The following is a 16,395-nucleotide window of genomic DNA, read 5'->3' on the forward strand; positions in this document are numbered from 1 at the left end:
CCTTAGTTTCATCACACCGCTTAGGCGTTATTAACGTCATAAAAGATGTCATAAAAATTTAAGCTTACACGTGTAAGCTTAATGTGCAATACTAGGCAAATCGAACATTTACTCTAGTAGGATAATCATGTCTGCATCATCGGCGAGCGAATACAGTGACATCGAAGAACGCGCCAATGCGATAACTCATGGCTTGGGTGTTGCGCTTGGCGTGGTTGGTTTAATCCTGCTACTGATTCGTGCGTTTGACCATCAAGCCGACATGCTGACTATTGCGAGCATGGCAGTATATGGCAGCAGCATTATCCTACTCTTTCTCGCTTCCACGCTTTATCACTCGATCACCACAGAGAAGACCAAGCGTTTATTGAAAACCCTCGATCACTGTGCGATTTATTTACTGATCGCAGGTAGCTACACCCCGTTTTTATTGGTTGGTTTAAGAACCCCACTGGCGATGGGCTTGATGGCGGTGATTTGGGGTATCGCGTTGGTGGGCATCATTATGAAGATTGCCTTCGTCTACCGATTTAAGCGCTTATCGCTGTTCATTTATTTAGCTATGGGCTGGCTGTCGTTGATTGTGGTTTATCAACTGGCAATGAATATCGAGATGGGTGGTTTAGTACTATTGGCACTCGGTGGTGTGATTTATTCTCTGGGTGTGATTTTCTATGTGGCAAAACGCATCCCATATAATCATGCCATCTGGCATTTGTTTGTGTTGGCGGGCTGCGCTTGCCATTTCTTCGCTATCTACCTGTACGTGACTCCGGTTTAACGAGTCAGCACTTCAACGATTTCAGCTTTGATTTGGTACTCAGGGTGCTGTTCAACCGCTAGTTTGATGGAAGTACCTTCGGCATCTGTTTTTGGTCGAAGGTAGGTATCTGCCATACGCTTAATCGATTTCCAAACGGCTACCGTTTTCTCTTCTAATAATTCACCGCTCGCTGAATACACGTCGATTTTTACCGATACTAAGATCACGGCTTGTGTACTTTGGTTGGTAATCGCGGTTGGGATAATCAGCTCACCATCTTCATAGTGACTAGCGCCTAGCACTACATCTACCCCTGATTGAGATAGCTGTAAGCTTGGCTTTTTGCTATCAACGACAATCGTCGTACCACGCACGTTGGTCGCCACAGGGACTGCCACAACAGGTGCTGCTGCGATAGGTACGGCGATCTCTGATGTTGTCGCTACCTCCTCCGCTTGCTCCTGTGCCACGTACTGCCATGTAAAGTCGTCTTTCAGCAGTATCTGTTTTCCATCTTGAAGAGTAACCATTTGGTCGGCGAAGGCTGAACTGCTCAGCAGTGCGCTTGCGATAAGTAGGTATGATTTCATCTCTGTTTCCTTAAATATTCGTGCAATTAGCGTCGCCAGAAGGCTGGGAAGAATAGAACGATCAGCGTCAGTATCTCAAGCCTTCCCATCAACATACCAAGGCTTAATAACCACTTAGCGGCGTCTGGTAGTGGAGCAAAGTTACCCGTCGGGCCAATCACGCTGCCCATACCCGGGCCAACGTTAGCTACCGCAGTAATGGCACCTGAGATACTGGTGATTGGGTCTAAACCCATCGCACTTAAGCCACCAGCGATTAAGATGATCGTAATGAAGAACATTAAACCAAACGCCACCAATGAACGTACGATGTCGTCGCTGACAGGGCGCTGGTTATATCGTTGAACAAACACGCCTGATGGGTGAATCAGCTTCATCATCTGTTTGTGAAGCATAGTCATCGCTATCTGGAAGCGGAAGATTTTAATACCACCAGAAGTTGAACCAGAACAAGCACCTGCCATCATCAGGAAGGCAAACAAGGTGGTTGGCAGTGCCCCCCAGGCTGTGAAGTCTTCCAAGCCAAAACCAGTAGTTGTCACAACCGATACGATGTTGAACATCGAGACTCGTAATGCATCCAATACTGTGTAGCCATCTCTGACCACTAGCCATGTGGAGATCACTGCACTGGTGACTAAGAAAAGGTAAGCGAAGCCTCTCACTTGGGCATCTTTGTAGAGGATCGAGAGCTTTCTACCGCGCAGTGCGCTGACAAATAGTAGGAATGGTAGTCCGCCTAAGAACATGAACACGGTACCCACCCAGTGAGCGCTGTTCGAGAAGTGGTTCATAGAGCCATCAGAGGTCGAGTAACCGCCTGTAGAAAGCGTGGTGAATGAGTGGTTGATGGCATCAAATATACTCATGCCTGCAAACAGGTAGCTCACCAAGCACAAGCCAGTTAATACCAGATAAACCGCTACGATGTTCTTGGCGACCGTTTTTGCTCTTGGGCTGCTTTTATCTGACCAATCGGATGATTCTGTTTGGAACAGGCGCATACCACCGACGTTGAGCATTGGTAGTACCGCTACCGCCATTACGATGAAGCCAATACCACCAAGCCACTGCAATATAGAACGCCACAGCAGAATGCTTGGTGCCATGCTATCTAAGCCACTCAGTACCGTTGAACCTGTTGTGGTAATACCGGACATGGTTTCAAAGTAGGCGTCAGTGAAGCTGATATGGTTGATGAACACAAATGGCAGCGCGGCGAAGGCACTGGCAATCGTCCACACCAGAGAGGTTATCAGGAACATGTCCCGTACCCCAAGTCGGAACTTAGCTGAACGCCCTAAACTCAAGCAGATGAACGCGACGATGTGCGTGATCACTACTGATTGACCAAACTCGAGGAAGCCACCGGTGCCAGTAAAGAAGGCAACCAATGTGGGGATGTACATGAAAAGGGCCAGTTTTGATAACACTAACCCTATCACTAATAATATCGGACGAAAGTTGACCATAGCTTAATAGACCATCGCTTTGTGTCGGAGCGTCGCTCTCACAACGAAGAAGGTTGTGAGAAGAAGCTTACGAGAACAAGGCTATAAGAAGAACGGACTCGGTTGGAAAAGAGACTCAACATCAGGCACGTATTTCTTGTCCACTAGGAACATTACTACGTGGTCATCTTGTTCGATTACAGTTCTATCGTGCGCGATAAGTACCTCTTCTCCTCGAACAATCGCACCAATAGTGGTGCCCGGTGGTAGTTTGATGTCGCCAATCGCTCGGCCAACGACTTTAGATGTGGTTTCGTCACCGTGAGCAATGGCTTCGATCGCCTCTGCAGCGCCGCGACGTAGGGATGATACGTTTACAATATCAGCACGACGAACGTGAGTAAGCAGCGCAGAAATGGTCGCTTGCTGTGGAGAGATCGCAATATCAATCACACCACCCTGAACAAGGTCTACGTAAGCACCGCGCTGAATCAGTACCATTACCTTCTTGGCACCCATTCGCTTAGCCAGCATGGCTGACATGATGTTGGTTTCATCTTCATTGGTTAGGGCAATGAACACGTCGACCTGATCGATGTTCTCTTCAGTCAGCAGTTCTTGGTCGGCTGCATCACCACAGAATACGATGGTGTTTTCTAATTCTTCAGACAGCTTCTCGGCGCGAGTGTAGCTGCGCTCGATAAGCTTTATGCTGTAGCTTTGCTCAAGGCGTTTTGCCAAGCTTGCACCAATGTTACCACCGCCAACAATCATGATGCGACGATACGGTTTCTCTAGGCGTTGCAGTTCACTCATTACTGAGCGGATATGGTTACTCGCCGCGACAAAGAAAACCTCATCATCGGCTTCAATGATGGTAGTACCTTGTGGGCGAATAGGGCGACCTTGACGGAAGATAGCGGCAACACGAGTATCAATGTGCGGCATGTGCTCACGCAAAGCAGACAGTGCGTTACCAACCAATGGTCCACCGTAGTAAGCTTTTACTGCGACTAGGCTAACCTTCTGTTCAGCAAAGCTCACAACCTGTAGTGCGCCTGGGTATTGAATCAAGCGCTCAATGTAGCTGGTCACTAACTCTTCGGGTGCGATAAGGTGATCGACTGGGATCGCGCCTGATTTGAATAGCGCTTCTTTCTCTTCCAGATATTCTGGAGAACGAATACGGGCAATTCGGTTCGGTGTATTGAAAAGAGAGAAGGCAACCTGACATGCAGCCATGTTGGTTTCATCCATGTTGGTTACTGCAACCAACATGTCGGCATCTTGCGCACCCGCTTCACGTAGTGTGTTTGGGTGGCTGGCATAACCGTTTACAACCCTAAGGTCGTACTTATCCTGAAGTTCACGCAGTCGGTCAGCATTACGGTCGACAATGGTGATGTCATTGTTTTCACCAACCAGGTTTTCAGCAAGGGTACCGCCAACTTGTCCAGCACCTAGGATAATGATCTTCATAGCCTTTCTCTTTTATTTACCGTGGTAATTCTAGTTATCTAACTTTGTTTTGATAATGCACTAGAAAGAAACAGCGGCTAAGAAATAAATTCTTAGCCGCTGTTAGTTGTTATGCCTGTTTTACTAGAACTGCATAGTAGAAGCCATCCATATCTTCTTCTCCAGGTAGTATTTGACGACCCGGATTTTCGATATCAGACCCAACCAGCGTTGCGTTCTCAGTACGCTCTAGGAATGCTTTCACTTGCAGCACGTTTTCTTGCGGCGTGATAGAACATGTCGCATAAACCATGGTGCCGCCTTCTTTCAGCTGACGCCACATGGCATCCATAATTTCGCTTTGCAGTTCAGCCAGCGCATCAATGTCAGATGCACGACGTAGCCACTTGATGTCAGGGTGACGGCGAATTACGCCGGTCGCTGAACAAGGTGCATCAAGTAGGATACGGTCGAACTTATCACCCATCCACCACTCTTCAGGGTAGCGAGCATCACCACAAATTACGTCGGCACGCAGTTGTAGACGTTCAAGGTTATCGTAAACACGGTCTAGGCGTTTAATGTCGCAGTCAATCGCAACCACTTCAGTGTCGTTGGTATGCTCAAGAATATGTGCCGTTTTACCACCTGGCGCAGCACAACAATCTAGGATTAGCTCACCATCTTTTGGTGTTAGATAATCAACTGAAAGCTGAGCGGCAGCGTCTTGTACTGATACCCAACCTCTGTCGAAGCCAGGAAGTAAAGTAACATCACAAGGTGCAGCTAATTTTATGGCATCTGCTGCTTCAGGGTGCAATGTGTATTCAATGTTTTCGTTTTTAAGCAGTTCAACATACTCGTCACGAGTGTGGTGTTGGCGGTTAACGCGCAGCCACATTGGTGCCTTGCTGTTGTTTGCTTCAACCAGTTGCTCCCATTGATCTGGGTAGCTCTCTTGAAGCATTTTTAGGATCCAGCTTGGGTGGCCATATTTGCCTGCATTGTGGCTAACGGCTTTCTCGTCTAGTTCTTCTTGGTCACGTAGGTAGCTACGTAATACCGCGTTGATCAAACCACTTAGGCTTGGACCGCGCAGTGTTTTGGTGCCCTCAACTGTTTCCGCAACGGCAGCATGCGAAGGGATACGCATGAAGCTCAGTTGGTAAATGCCCACCAAAATCAGGTGGTGGAATACACGCTTTTTACCTTTAAGCGGGTTTTCCATTAGTTCGTTAGCGATTGACTCTAAACGAGGCAGGTAACGAAGTGCGCCGTAGCAAATCTCTTGCAGTAGAGCATGGTCTCGCGGGCGGATCGTTTTTTGAGCCGCAGGGAGAGCGTGTGAAAGAGAGTGGCCTTTATCGACAACTTGAAATAGGACATTTGCAGCAGCAGCGCGAACATTCATGAGGGGTACCGAGTATTTATTTGAATACATGAGGGCATCTCTGCCCTCGTAAAGGTTTTCTAAGCTGCGCTTATGGCAGCTTTAAAAGCGGTTAAGAAAGTTGAGTTCCAACTTCAAACCAGCTTGCACGAGAGTTCAAGATATCCTGAACTGACATGGCTTTTTTACCAGGCACTTGCAGCTGTTCAAGAACAAGTACACCTTGTCCTGTTGCTACGTAGATACCCGTTTTATCGGCTTGCAGAATAGTACCTGCAGGCTTATCAGAGGTTTGCTCTGCTACACGGCTTTGCCATACTTTGATGCTGTTTTCCGCAGCTTCAAAGTGGCTCATTGGCCATGGGTTGAAAGCACGAACGCAGCGCTCAATATGAGCTGCGTCATCACTCCAGTTGATACGCGCTTCTTCTTTACTTAGCTTCTTCGCGTAGTTAGAAAGTTCGTCGTCTTGTTTTTCAGCCACCGCTTTACCAGAAGCGATGTCAGACAAACACTCAACAAGCGCATCAGGGCCAAGACCAGCTAGCTTTTCGTACATTGAAGCACTGGTATCAGTCGCTTCAATTGGTAGTGTTGCGATACTGAGCATGTCACCCGTATCTAGGCCGATATCCATCTGCATGATCGTCACGCCTGTCTCTTTATCACCAGCCCAAATAGAGCGTTGGATAGGAGCAGCACCACGCCAGCGCGGCAGGATAGAGCCATGCACGTTGATACAACCTAAGCGAGGCGTATCTAAAACCACTTGTGGAAGCAATAAGCCGTACGCTACAACAACCATGATGTCAGCATTCAAATCCGCTAGCTCTTGCTTAGCTTCATCTGACTTGAAGTTTTCAGGTTGGTAAACCGGAATATTGTTTTCAAGTGCGATGTTTTTTACTGGGCTCGCAGTCAGTTTTTTACCGCGGCCTGCTGGACGATCTGGCTGTGTGTAAACAGCAATAACTTCATGCTCCGAAGACAACAACGCCGCCAAGTGACGGGCGGCGAAATCCGGAGTACCTGCGAAGACAATTCTTAAAGACTGACTCAAGGTAGGCTTCCTTCTAATTTAGTAATAGCAGCGGTGATTAACCTTGTTTCTCGTTGAAACGTTTAATCTTCGCTAACTTATCTTGGATACGTTTACGCTTTAATGGCGATAGGTAATCAACAAACAACTTGCCTTCTAGGTGGTCAAGTTCGTGCTGAACACAGATAGCCAGAAGGTCATCAGCGTCGAATGTGAATTCGTTGCCGTCACGGTCTAATGCTTTAACCGTTACTTCTGCAGCGCGAGGTACTAGAGCTCGAGCGCCTGGTACAGATAGACAGCCTTCTTCGATACCATCTTCGCCGCGCTTTTCAGTGATTTCAGGGTTGATCAGAACCATAGGCTCATCACGCGTCTCTGAAATATCGATAACAACGATGCGCTGGTGGAAATCTACTTGCGTTGCCGCAAGGCCGATACCTTCTTCGTCGTACATGGTTTCAATCATGTCATCAACGAACTTTTGAATCTCTGGGGTAACTTCTTTTACCGGTTTCGCCACGGTACGTAGACGATCATCTGGTAATGTTAATACTTGTAATACAGACATATACACTCGAAATATTGAACTGTGCCGAAACAGCTTAAACCTTGTTGGCTCAATTCTAGACATTTTAGAGGCCAAATGACAGCATCCTGAAGGTAATTCTCCAATCAGATGTCATATATTCAGACCAAGGAACCTAGGTCATGCGTCATTTATTCCCTGCTTTATCTCTTGTTTGTGCCTCTATTTCGTTCGCCGCTACGGCGGAAAATAGTGAGCAACCTTTAACCATTAAACAGGGCGCACCCGAGGCGTATGTGGTGGTTAAGGGCGATACTTTATGGGATATCTCCGCGATGTATCTCGATAGCCCATGGTTGTGGCCAAGGTTATGGCAGGTGAATCCAGAGATAGAAAACCCTCATCTTATTTATCCCGGAGATAAACTGTCTTTGGTTTGGATTAATGGTGAGCCTGTATTGAGCCTCAAGCCTGTTATCAAACTTAGCCCTAAGATTCGTGTCTCTGAGAAGAAAGCAGTGCCTACCGTCAATGAGGGGCTGGTTCTGCCTTATTTACAGTCTGATCGCTTGGTAGAGCAGCAAGATATCGAATCGGCGCAACGAGTATTAGGGACCAGTGATGGAAAGAGATTCTTATCTGGTGCAGACCGGTTATTCATATCAGGTAACCAACAGCATCAAAAGTGGGGTATCTACCGCGCCGTTGAAACCTACCAACGGCAGCAACCCCAAGCGAGTATTACCTCGTTGCGTTTGGTCGCCACTGCGCGCTTAAAAGAGGTAGATGCTGAGTTCAGTAGTTTACAGATAGACACTCAACTGCAAGAGGTACTGCTGAACGACCTGGTGCTACCAGAACTTGGTGTTGATCAGGTGAAGCTCTCTACCACGTTTTACCCTGCACCTAGTGCGGCGGGTCAGTTTGCTAATATCTTGGGTTCGTTAGATGGCAGCCAATACAGCGCGAAGAATCAGGTGGTAGTGATCAACAAAGGTTCACAGGATAACCTTCGCCAAGGCTCTATGTTTACCCTCAGCGAAAGCGGTGCAGTGGTGTTTGGTAAGCAAGGTGAATACAGCTATAAAGAGTCGGCGGCGAGCGATAAGGTGCAATTGCCAAGTACCTCGCTGGGTAGCTTGATGGTTATTCGTCCCTATCAATATTTTAGCCTCGCGTTGATCACTCAGAGCTCTAAGCCTGTTAGTAATGACATTCTGGCGGTATCGCCTTTGGACCTTGCTTTGACGGAAGAGGTTAAGGGCACCGAGTGAATGAGCAACAACTGAGTGCTTGGTTAACTCTAAGTTTTGTTCCGCAATTGGGTGGCAAACGCCTTTCTCGCCTGCTGAGTATCGATTCCCCTTCGAACATTGTTGGCTACTCAAGTCAGCAGCTGCAAGCGATGGGTTTGTCAGCCAAGCAAATATCTTATTTAAGAGAGCAAGCCCCAAGAGAAGTGGAGGCTTGCTTAGCATGGCAAGCAAAACAGCCTAACCATCACATCATTACCTCTAATTGCCCGCATTATCCCAAACTGCTCAATGAGATTGCCTCTGCGCCCAGTGTTCTTTTCGTTAAAGGTCACGTCGAAAAACTAATTGAACCTCAAATCGCGATGGTTGGTAGCCGTAATGCCAGTCTCGAAGGACTACAGACAGCGAAGTCCTTCGCCAAAGAGTTTGTACAAAACGGTTTGATTGTCACCAGTGGCTTAGCTTTAGGTATCGATGGCTATGCTCATGATGGTGCTCTAGATAAAGGAGGGGAAACTTTTGCGGTGTTGGGTTCTGGCTTGGATTCCATTTACCCAGCGCGACACAGAAACTTAGCTGAGAGGATCTGTGAGAATGGAGCGCTGATTTCAGAGTTTCGCCCAAACGCCAAACCACGACCTGAACATTTCCCTCGCCGTAACCGTATTATTAGTGGCTTGTCGCTCGGAACCTTAGTGGTTGAGGCGGCTGAGAAGAGTGGCTCTTTGATTACGGCTCGCTATGCCATGGAGCAAGGCCGAGAGGTGTTTGCACTTCCTGGTTCAATTCATAGTCCAACCAGCCGCGGAGGTAACAGCTTAATTAAATCTGGTGCATGTTTGGTGCAAAATGCTCAAGATGTTCTGATTGAAATAAAGAGTCTGTTAGACTGGTCTATAGATCAGCAGCCGAGCTTATTCGAACCTACGCAGAATAAGGGTGAAAATGAACAATTGCCATTTCCACAGCTGTTAGCTAACGTAGGATTAGAGGCGACACCCGTTGATATTTTGGCACAGAGAACCCATATACCTGTGCATGAAGTCATGATGCAGCTTTTAGAGCTTGAGCTCTCAGGGCATGTTGTTGCAGTTTCCGGTGGCTATATTCGAAAGGGGAGAGGCTAAGCTATGATGATGGACATACTGATGTACTTGTTTGAAACCTACATCCATAGCGATTCTGAATTGCAGGTGGATCAAGACGAGCTGGAAGATGAGCTTCTTCGAGCAGGGTTTCACCAAGACGATATTTATAAGGCCCTCCATTGGTTAGAAGATCTTGCGGCACTGCAAGATACCGACAACCAAGCGGCGATTACTATGTGCTCCAATACCTCGATGCGTGTTTATACCAGTCGAGAGATTTCACGTATTAATATGGAGTGTCGAGGTTTCCTACTATTCCTAGAGCAGATCAACGTGCTCACGACAGAGATTCGTGAAATGGTGATTGATCGTGTAATGGGGCTTGAGACCAACGAATTTGAATTGGATGATCTGAAATGGATTATCTTAATGGTGCTATTCAATGTACCGGGTAATGAAAGTGCTTACACGCAAATGGAAGAGCTGTTGTACACCAAAGAGCAAGGTATCTTGCATTAATACAGGCTTGTCATGAGTAGTAAGATTGATAATCAGCTTTTTTCAGCACATGAACATGCGTTAGAGCATGAACCTTGTCCACAGTGTGGTGGGGAGCTTCAGCTTCGCCATGGTAAGCACGGCCCATTTTTAGGCTGTAAGCAGTATCCGAGCTGTGATTACATCAAGCCTCTTCATCAAAATGATGGTCATGTGGTGAAAGAGCTGGGCGTACCGTGCCCTAAATGCCAAAACGAGTTGGTATTAAGGCAAGGTCGCTTTGGGATGTTCATTGGTTGTAGTAGCTACCCAACGTGTAATCACATCGAATCTTTAGATCAACCGAAAGAACAACCTGAAGAGCAGCCACTGGTTGCTTGCCCTGAGTGTGGCAGAGGCCATTTGGTTGAGCGTAAATCTCGCTATGGCAAAACCTTCTATGCGTGTGATAACTACCCTAAGTGTAAGTTCGCAGTTAACCAACCACCTGTTATCGGTCGTTGTGAAGAGTGCCAGTTCCCGTTGTTACTTGAGAAGAAAACAGTCAGTGGTACCAAGAAGCAATGCGCTGATCGCAAGTGTCATCACATTCAATCTCAATAACACGATATTATAGACACAAAAAAACGGCGCTCACTGAGCGCCGTTTTTGTATCCAATATAGACTTACTTCATCTGCTCAGCAAATTCATGCACAGCAGGGTAGGCTTGCTTATCGAGAATGTCTGCCAGTGAGCATAACGCTCTTTGCAGCTCTGCGTTGTAGTCAGCGCTCACGTTAATGTGGCCCATCTTACGACCTGCACGCTTCTCTTTACCATACCAATGAACATGGCAACCACTTTGAGCAAGAATTGCTTCAGGTAGGGTATCTTCACCAAGGATGTTGATCATTGCGGTCGGGCGAATCAGTTTGGTGTTGCCTAGTGGCATACCACACACGGCACGTAGATGGTTCTCAAACTGACAAGTTTCAGCGCCTTGTTGTGTCCAGTGGCCAGAGTTATGAACACGTGGTGCAATCTCATTAACCAGCAGTGAACCTTGAACATCAAAGAACTCAAGTGCTAGCACGCCGACGTAGTCCAAACGCTCTGCTACTGCAGTGAACATGGTTTTTGCTTGCTCTTGCAGTTCAATGTCGTCAATGGCTGTTGATAAGCTCAACACGCCGTCGGTGTGCACATTTTCAGCCAGTGGATACACTTGAATCTCGCCATTGATACCACGAGCACCAACCAGTGATACTTCGCGGTCAAATGGAACAAACTCTTCCGCTACAATGGCTTGGTTATCTGTTGCAGCAATGCACTCAGCCATTTCTGCCCAAGTCGCGTTAACATTGTCTAATGTCTTTAAGCGCCATTGACCTTTGCCATCGTAGCCGCCAAGCGTGCTCTTCAATACCATTGGTAAGCCAACGTGAGCGATCGCAGCATCAAAGTCTTCGCGAGAGTTAATCACGTAGTACTTAGCATTTTTCACGCTCGCTTCGTCTAACAGTGCTTTTTCAAGGCGACGGTCACCGCCAGCTTTGATTGCTTCTGTTGTCGGTAAGAACTTACCGCTGCGCTCACATACCTCAAGTACATCGTGAGGGATATGTTCGAATTCAGCAGTAATCACGTCCGCACGCTCAATCGCATTTTCTAAGCCGTTGCCTAGAATCGCTTGCGTTAATGGGTGAACAATATTTTTGCTGCCAACATCAAAAGCAGAAATTTCAATATTCAGTGGTGCCCCAGCTAGGGACATCATGCGAGCCAGTTGGCCAGCGCCTAACACAAGAACATGCATGGGAATTAGTCCTCTGCAGGGTTTGGATTAGCCAGAACCGTTTCTGTTTGCTCAGAACGGAACGCTTCTACTTTTGCCATCACTTCTTCATTGTGTGTACCAATGATTTGAGCCGCTAGGATGCCAGCATTGGCAGCGCCAGCTTCACCGATAGCCAGAGTACCTACCGCGATGCCTTTTGGCATTTGCACGATAGAAAGCAGAGAGTCCATGCCTTTCAGTGCTTTAGACTGAACAGGAACACCAAGTACAGGTACGCTTGTGAAAGCAGCCGCCATGCCTGGAAGGTGAGCTGCACCGCCAGCACCTGCAATAATCACTTTAATACCGCGCTCTTTCGCACTGGTTGCGTAGTCTGCAAGCAACTGAGGTGTGCGGTGAGCAGAAACCACTTTTGTTTCGTACGCCACGCCAAACTGATCCAACATTTCTGCAGCTAGCTTCATTGTTGGCCAATCAGATTTAGAACCCATGATAATACCGACAGTCATCTCAAACTCCTTCAGGTACGATTTAATTAGTGATTAGATATTTTGCGCGCATTATACGGGTAAAATTGCTTAAGGAAAACGTTTGCGTCAGTCTAAGTTGTTAATTGATACATTTTATAAACAAATAGCTTTAGTCACAGTGAATGATAATTTGTACACTTAGCGAGTTTGATAACTGAATTAACGAGGCAACCCGTGGATAACTTTCAACATACATTGCAGGCATTACAGCAAGGTGAAGTCATTGCTTACCCTACCGAAGGCGTTTTTGGGGTCGGTTGTGATCCCGATAATCCACAAGCCATCAAGAAGTTGCTCGATTTAAAACAGCGACCGATGGAGAAAGGGTTGATCCTAATTGCTGCTAGTTATGAGCAGTTGTTGCCTTATATTGATGAAAGCCAGTTGACGGAAGCGCAGTTAGCGACCGTAAAAGCAACGTGGCCTGGCCCTGTTACTTGGATCATGCCAACCAGCAGCAAAGTGACTGACTGGGTCAGCGGCCAATTTGATTCCATTGCAGTACGAGTGACGGATCACCCTTTAGTTCAAAGAATGTGTAATGAATTCGGTAAGCCGTTAACCTCGACCAGTGCTAACCTGACAGGTGAACCGCCTTGTATGACGACTGAAGAAGTTCAACAGCAACTGGGTCAACATTTGGTGGCTATTTTAGAAGGTCAAACGGGTGGTCGTGAGAAGCCAAGCGAAATTAGAGATGCAAAAACGTCGAAAATATTAAGACAGGGTTAAACCCTGCAGAGGAAGAAAGATGTCAGCAATTGATAAAGAAGCAGTAAAACAGTTTTTACTGAGCCTACAAGATTCGATTTGCCATCAGCTTGAGCAAGCTGATGGTACTGCACTGTTTGAAGAAGATGCATGGCAGCGTGAACCTGGCGAGCGCCTTGGTGGCGGTGGTCGAACTCGTGTGATGACCAACGGTGCGGTATTTGAGCAAGGTGGGGTTAACTTTTCTCACGTTGCAGGTAAGGCTATGCCCGCTTCAGCAACTGCTCACCGCCCTGAATTAGCCGGACGTAAGTTCGAAGCGATGGGTGTATCGTTAGTTATCCACCCTAAAAACCCTTATATCCCAACATCACACGCCAACGTACGATTCTTTATTGCCGAAAAGGAAGGGGAAGCCCCTATCTGGTGGTTCGGTGGTGGTTTTGATTTAACGCCATTTTATCCTTTCGATGAAGACTGCCAATCTTGGCATCAAACTGCTAAAGATCTTTGTGCGCCGTTTGGTGATGATGTTTATCAAGAACATAAAGAGTGGTGTGATAAATACTTCTACCTGCCTCACCGAGACGAAACACGCGGTGTTGGTGGTCTGTTCTTTGATGATCTTAATGAGTGGGGTTTCGATAAGAGCTTTGCTTATATGCAGGCTGTCGGTGAAGGCTTTGCAGCTGCTTATCTACCCATTGTAGAACGACGTAAAGAGACGTCTTACGGCGAGCGCGAGCGTGACTTCCAACTTTATCGTCGTGGTCGCTATGTTGAATTTAACCTAGTTTACGACCGTGGCACCTTATTTGGTCTGCAAAGCGGTGGGCGCACAGAGTCTATATTGATGTCGATGCCGCCATTGGCTCGCTGGGAATATCGCTACGAACCACAAGCGGGTTCACCAGAAGCTCTGCTTTATAGCGACTACCTAAAGCCTCGAGTTTGGTAGTTCTTCCTTCCTTATAGGGATAGTGATAGGGTCATCTATATAGATGACCCTTTTTTATTTCTGTTAGGTAAGGATATGACACAGCAAGTAGATCGTTATGCCGTTTTCGGTAACCCTATTGGGCAAAGCAAATCGCCATTCATTCACACATTATTTGCTCGCCAAACCAGCCAACAACTTACCTATACAGCACTCCAGCCAGAACAAGGTGAATTCATCATTGCTGCTCAAGCTTTTTTTAGTGAGGGTGGTAGAGGGTGTAATGTCACAGCACCATTTAAAGAAGATGCTTATCAGTTCGCTAATCGCCTGACTGAAAGGGCTGAACTAGCAGGTGCCGTAAACACACTTAAGAAGCTCGATGACGGAGAAATCATTGGTGATAACACCGATGGCGAGGGTTTAGTTCAAGACCTGCTTCAACATCAAGTTGCGTTAAAAGGAGCTCGCGTTCTTCTTCTTGGCGCTGGTGGTGCCGCGAGAGGAGTGATTCAACCTCTACTCGACCAAAAGCCACAACAGTTGGTAGTCGCTAATCGAACCAGTTCAAAGGCTGAACTTCTGGCTGAGATGTTTTCTTCACATGGAAACATCAAAGGAATGGGGTTAAGTGATGTTAATGAAGGCTTTGATGTCATTATTAATTCGACCTCGTCTGGGCTAAGTGGTCAGCTTCCTGAAGTATCTGATGCTATTTTCAATTCTAGTAGCGCTGTTTATGACATGGTTTACGGGGCGGGAACGACTGTATTTAACCAGTGGGCATTAGATAATGGTGTTCATGCTGCTTATGACGGTTTGGGGATGCTAGTAGGACAAGCGGCTGAGAGTTTTATGTTGTGGCGTGGTCTTCGCCCTGGAACAAAACAGATTTTAAGAGAGTTGCGTAAGAACCTAGAGATATAACAAGGTATTTATAAAAATGAACCAATCAATTCTATTTCCAGATATCCAAGACTGGGATGAAGAGAGTCAATCTATTGTTTTTCCAGCGCAACAATCAGGAGCATTGATTGAGTGTGTAGTGTCGATTGAAGAGTTGTCACGATTATCATGTAAAGACATCGAAGGCGGCGAACAAGCTTTGACTGTCTTTTCAGAGCTTCGTTTTGATATTGAAGAGTTAGCGGAAGAGCTAATAGAAGAAGAGGAGTATGACTCCTCTAATAGAATTCAGATCAAAGCGCTTTAAACGGGAAGCACAGAGTCTAGGTAGTCGTTTTTATTCTGAACGTAGTTGTCAGCTGACTTCTGTAAGAAAGCACGTTCCTTATCATTCAGTGGACGTGCTTGTTTAACTGGACTCCCTACATATAGATAACCACTTTCAAGCACCTTATTAGGTGGAACCAAACTTCCTGCACCAATCATCACGTCTTGTTCGACGATCACACCATCTAATACGATAGCGCCCATACCCACGAGTACACGATCTTTAATCGTGCAGCCATGCAGCATCACTTTATGGCCGATGGTGACATCATTACCTATTAATAGAGGGTAACCTTCAGGGTTCTCTGCATTCTTATGGGTAACATGGAGAACACTGCCGTCCTGGATATTGGTTCTATCGCCAATATGGATATGGTTCACATCTCCCCGAGCTGCGACTAAAGGCCATACACTAGAGTCGTCACCGATTTTGATATCACCAACAAGTACTGAGCTTGTATCTATATAGACACCTTGCCCGATCTGAGGTGATATACCTTTGTAACTACGTATTGAACTCATAAATCCTCCTTTATATAGGCACCTTAAGCCTTTAATTGTGGAGAATACTAGTGAAAACGGCGTGTTTTGAACAAAAAACGCTCGAACAATCAAAAAAGTAAGAAAAACTTAAAAAAGGCCTTGCCAACGTGACGCTGATCTCTATAATGCCACCTCGCTGACACGGGATGGCTTCTTAGGAAACCAAAACGAATCAGCAAGCCAGAATAGCCAAGCCAAGCGCTTGAAAAAAGTTTTGAAAATAGTGGTTGACACTAAAACTTAAATCGCTAAAATGGCCGTCCGATTTGAGCGAAGCTCAAAAAGGAAAAGCTCTTTAACAATTTAAACCTATCAATCTGTGTGGGCACTCGTTGATGAATATCAAAACGTTTTATCGTTAGATAAAACAGATTCTTCGGAATCAAAATTGATTTCAATGAACTGAGTGACCAATACGAATAACTTCGGTTATTTGGCACAGTCAATTCATTATCATTCTGTTGGAATGATAATAGCTTTAGAATTACATGTTCATTTTCGAATGAATATTAGTTTTGAAGTCAGTATTCGTTGAGTCACAAAATCTTAAATTGAAGAGTTTGATCATGGCTCAGATTGAACGCTGGCGGCAGGCCTAAC

The 16,395-nt window shown here is 46.3% G+C and carries 18 protein-coding genes; 9 read left to right on the forward strand and 9 right to left on the reverse strand.

All coding sequences use genetic code 11. The features are described from left to right. Positions 1-127 precede the first annotated feature (127 nt). Positions 128-781, forward strand: a complete 654-nt coding sequence (locus QQ041_RS11905) for a hemolysin III family protein (RefSeq protein WP_285953998.1) — start codon at positions 128-130, stop codon at positions 779-781. Here QQ041_RS11905 and QQ041_RS11910 read toward each other — a convergent pair. The 6 genes from QQ041_RS11910 to def all read right to left on the reverse strand — a co-directional run bounded on the left by QQ041_RS11910 (position 778) and on the right by def (position 7,262). Beyond that, on the reverse strand, positions 778-1,353 hold the full coding sequence (locus QQ041_RS11910) for a DUF3157 family protein (RefSeq protein ID WP_285953999.1): 576 nt from the start codon (positions 1,351-1,353) through the stop codon (positions 778-780). The two genes, QQ041_RS11905 and QQ041_RS11910, sit on opposite strands and share 4 nt — an antisense overlap. 26 nt (positions 1,354-1,379) lie before the next feature. Further along, positions 1,380-2,825, reverse strand: a complete 1,446-nt coding sequence (locus QQ041_RS11915; RefSeq protein ID WP_137026828.1) for a TrkH family potassium uptake protein — start codon at positions 2,823-2,825, stop codon at positions 1,380-1,382. 81 nt (positions 2,826-2,906) lie between these two features. Next, the gene (gene trkA / locus QQ041_RS11920; RefSeq protein ID WP_004739332.1) at positions 2,907-4,283 is read right to left on the reverse strand and encodes a Trk system potassium transporter TrkA; all 1,377 of its coding nucleotides are present in this window, start codon (positions 4,281-4,283) and stop codon (positions 2,907-2,909) included. Between the two features lie 109 nt (positions 4,284-4,392). Continuing rightward, a complete protein-coding gene (rsmB, locus tag QQ041_RS11925; protein WP_017631532.1) occupies positions 4,393-5,673 on the reverse strand; it encodes a 16S rRNA (cytosine(967)-C(5))-methyltransferase RsmB in 1,281 nt (426 codons plus the stop codon). Positions 5,674-5,764: 91 nt separating this feature from the next. Continuing rightward, positions 5,765-6,712 carry a methionyl-tRNA formyltransferase gene (fmt, locus tag QQ041_RS11930; protein ID WP_210447656.1) on the reverse strand — a complete coding sequence of 316 codons (948 nt, stop codon included), beginning with the start codon at positions 6,710-6,712 and terminating at the stop codon, positions 5,765-5,767. Positions 6,713-6,749: 37 nt separating this feature from the next. Further along, a complete protein-coding gene (gene def, locus QQ041_RS11935) occupies positions 6,750-7,262 on the reverse strand; it encodes a peptide deformylase (RefSeq protein WP_017058772.1) in 513 nt (170 codons plus the stop codon). A gap of 140 nt (positions 7,263-7,402) precedes the next feature. Here def and QQ041_RS11940 point away from each other — a divergent pair, with 140 nt between their 5' ends. From QQ041_RS11940 to QQ041_RS11955, 4 genes are read left to right on the forward strand one after another with little or no spacing between them, the layout of a single operon-like run. After that, complete coding sequence (locus QQ041_RS11940) at positions 7,403-8,494, forward strand: LysM peptidoglycan-binding domain-containing protein (protein ID WP_285954000.1); 1,092 nt, start codon at positions 7,403-7,405, stop codon at positions 8,492-8,494. Beyond that, positions 8,491-9,603 (forward strand): DNA-processing protein DprA, encoded by a 1,113-nt coding sequence (gene dprA, locus QQ041_RS11945; RefSeq protein WP_285954001.1) that lies wholly within the window; start codon positions 8,491-8,493, stop codon positions 9,601-9,603. The genes QQ041_RS11940 and dprA overlap by 4 nt, the downstream gene beginning before the upstream one ends. 3 nt (positions 9,604-9,606) lie before the next feature. Then, a complete protein-coding gene (locus QQ041_RS11950) occupies positions 9,607-10,083 on the forward strand; it encodes a DUF494 family protein (protein ID WP_029235873.1) in 477 nt (158 codons plus the stop codon). A 12-nt stretch (positions 10,084-10,095) separates the two neighbouring features. After that, entirely contained in the window at positions 10,096-10,665 is a 570-nt protein-coding gene (locus QQ041_RS11955) for a type I DNA topoisomerase (protein WP_285954002.1), read from the forward strand. A gap of 63 nt (positions 10,666-10,728) precedes the next feature. Here the strand turns inward: QQ041_RS11955 and QQ041_RS11960 are convergent, their stop codons facing one another. Both QQ041_RS11960 and purE read right to left on the reverse strand, forming a co-directional pair. Beyond that, positions 10,729-11,859: a 5-(carboxyamino)imidazole ribonucleotide synthase gene (locus QQ041_RS11960; protein WP_285954003.1), complete on the reverse strand. Its 1,131-nt coding sequence runs from the start codon at positions 11,857-11,859 to the stop codon at positions 10,729-10,731. A gap of 5 nt (positions 11,860-11,864) precedes the next feature. Further along, positions 11,865-12,350, reverse strand: a complete 486-nt coding sequence (purE, locus tag QQ041_RS11965) for a 5-(carboxyamino)imidazole ribonucleotide mutase (RefSeq protein WP_004735777.1) — start codon at positions 12,348-12,350, stop codon at positions 11,865-11,867. Between the two features lie 195 nt (positions 12,351-12,545). On the opposite strand from purE, the gene QQ041_RS11970 reads away from it, so the two are divergent. The 4 genes from QQ041_RS11970 to QQ041_RS11985 all read left to right on the forward strand — a co-directional run bounded on the left by QQ041_RS11970 (position 12,546) and on the right by QQ041_RS11985 (position 15,232). Next, positions 12,546-13,103, forward strand: a complete 558-nt coding sequence (locus tag QQ041_RS11970; RefSeq protein ID WP_029223376.1) for an L-threonylcarbamoyladenylate synthase — start codon at positions 12,546-12,548, stop codon at positions 13,101-13,103. Positions 13,104-13,122: 19 nt separating this feature from the next. Then, positions 13,123-14,040, forward strand: coding sequence for an oxygen-dependent coproporphyrinogen oxidase (gene hemF / locus QQ041_RS11975; RefSeq protein ID WP_285954004.1), 918 nt, complete (start codon positions 13,123-13,125; stop codon positions 14,038-14,040). Positions 14,041-14,115: 75 nt separating this feature from the next. Further along, a complete protein-coding gene (gene aroE / locus QQ041_RS11980) occupies positions 14,116-14,946 on the forward strand; it encodes a shikimate dehydrogenase (RefSeq protein ID WP_285954005.1) in 831 nt (276 codons plus the stop codon). 16 nt (positions 14,947-14,962) lie between these two features. Further along, complete coding sequence (locus QQ041_RS11985) at positions 14,963-15,232, forward strand: DUF1488 domain-containing protein (protein ID WP_285954006.1); 270 nt, start codon at positions 14,963-14,965, stop codon at positions 15,230-15,232. Here QQ041_RS11985 and QQ041_RS11990 read toward each other — a convergent pair. Continuing rightward, the gene (locus QQ041_RS11990) at positions 15,229-15,774 is read right to left on the reverse strand and encodes a gamma carbonic anhydrase family protein (RefSeq protein ID WP_285954007.1); all 546 of its coding nucleotides are present in this window, start codon (positions 15,772-15,774) and stop codon (positions 15,229-15,231) included. The genes QQ041_RS11985 and QQ041_RS11990 overlap by 4 nt on opposite strands. Positions 15,775-16,395 lie beyond the last annotated feature (621 nt).

Source organism: Vibrio sp. TMPB1044, assembly GCF_030442075.1.
Taxonomy (GTDB): domain Bacteria; phylum Pseudomonadota; class Gammaproteobacteria; order Enterobacterales; family Vibrionaceae; genus Vibrio; species Vibrio satsumensis.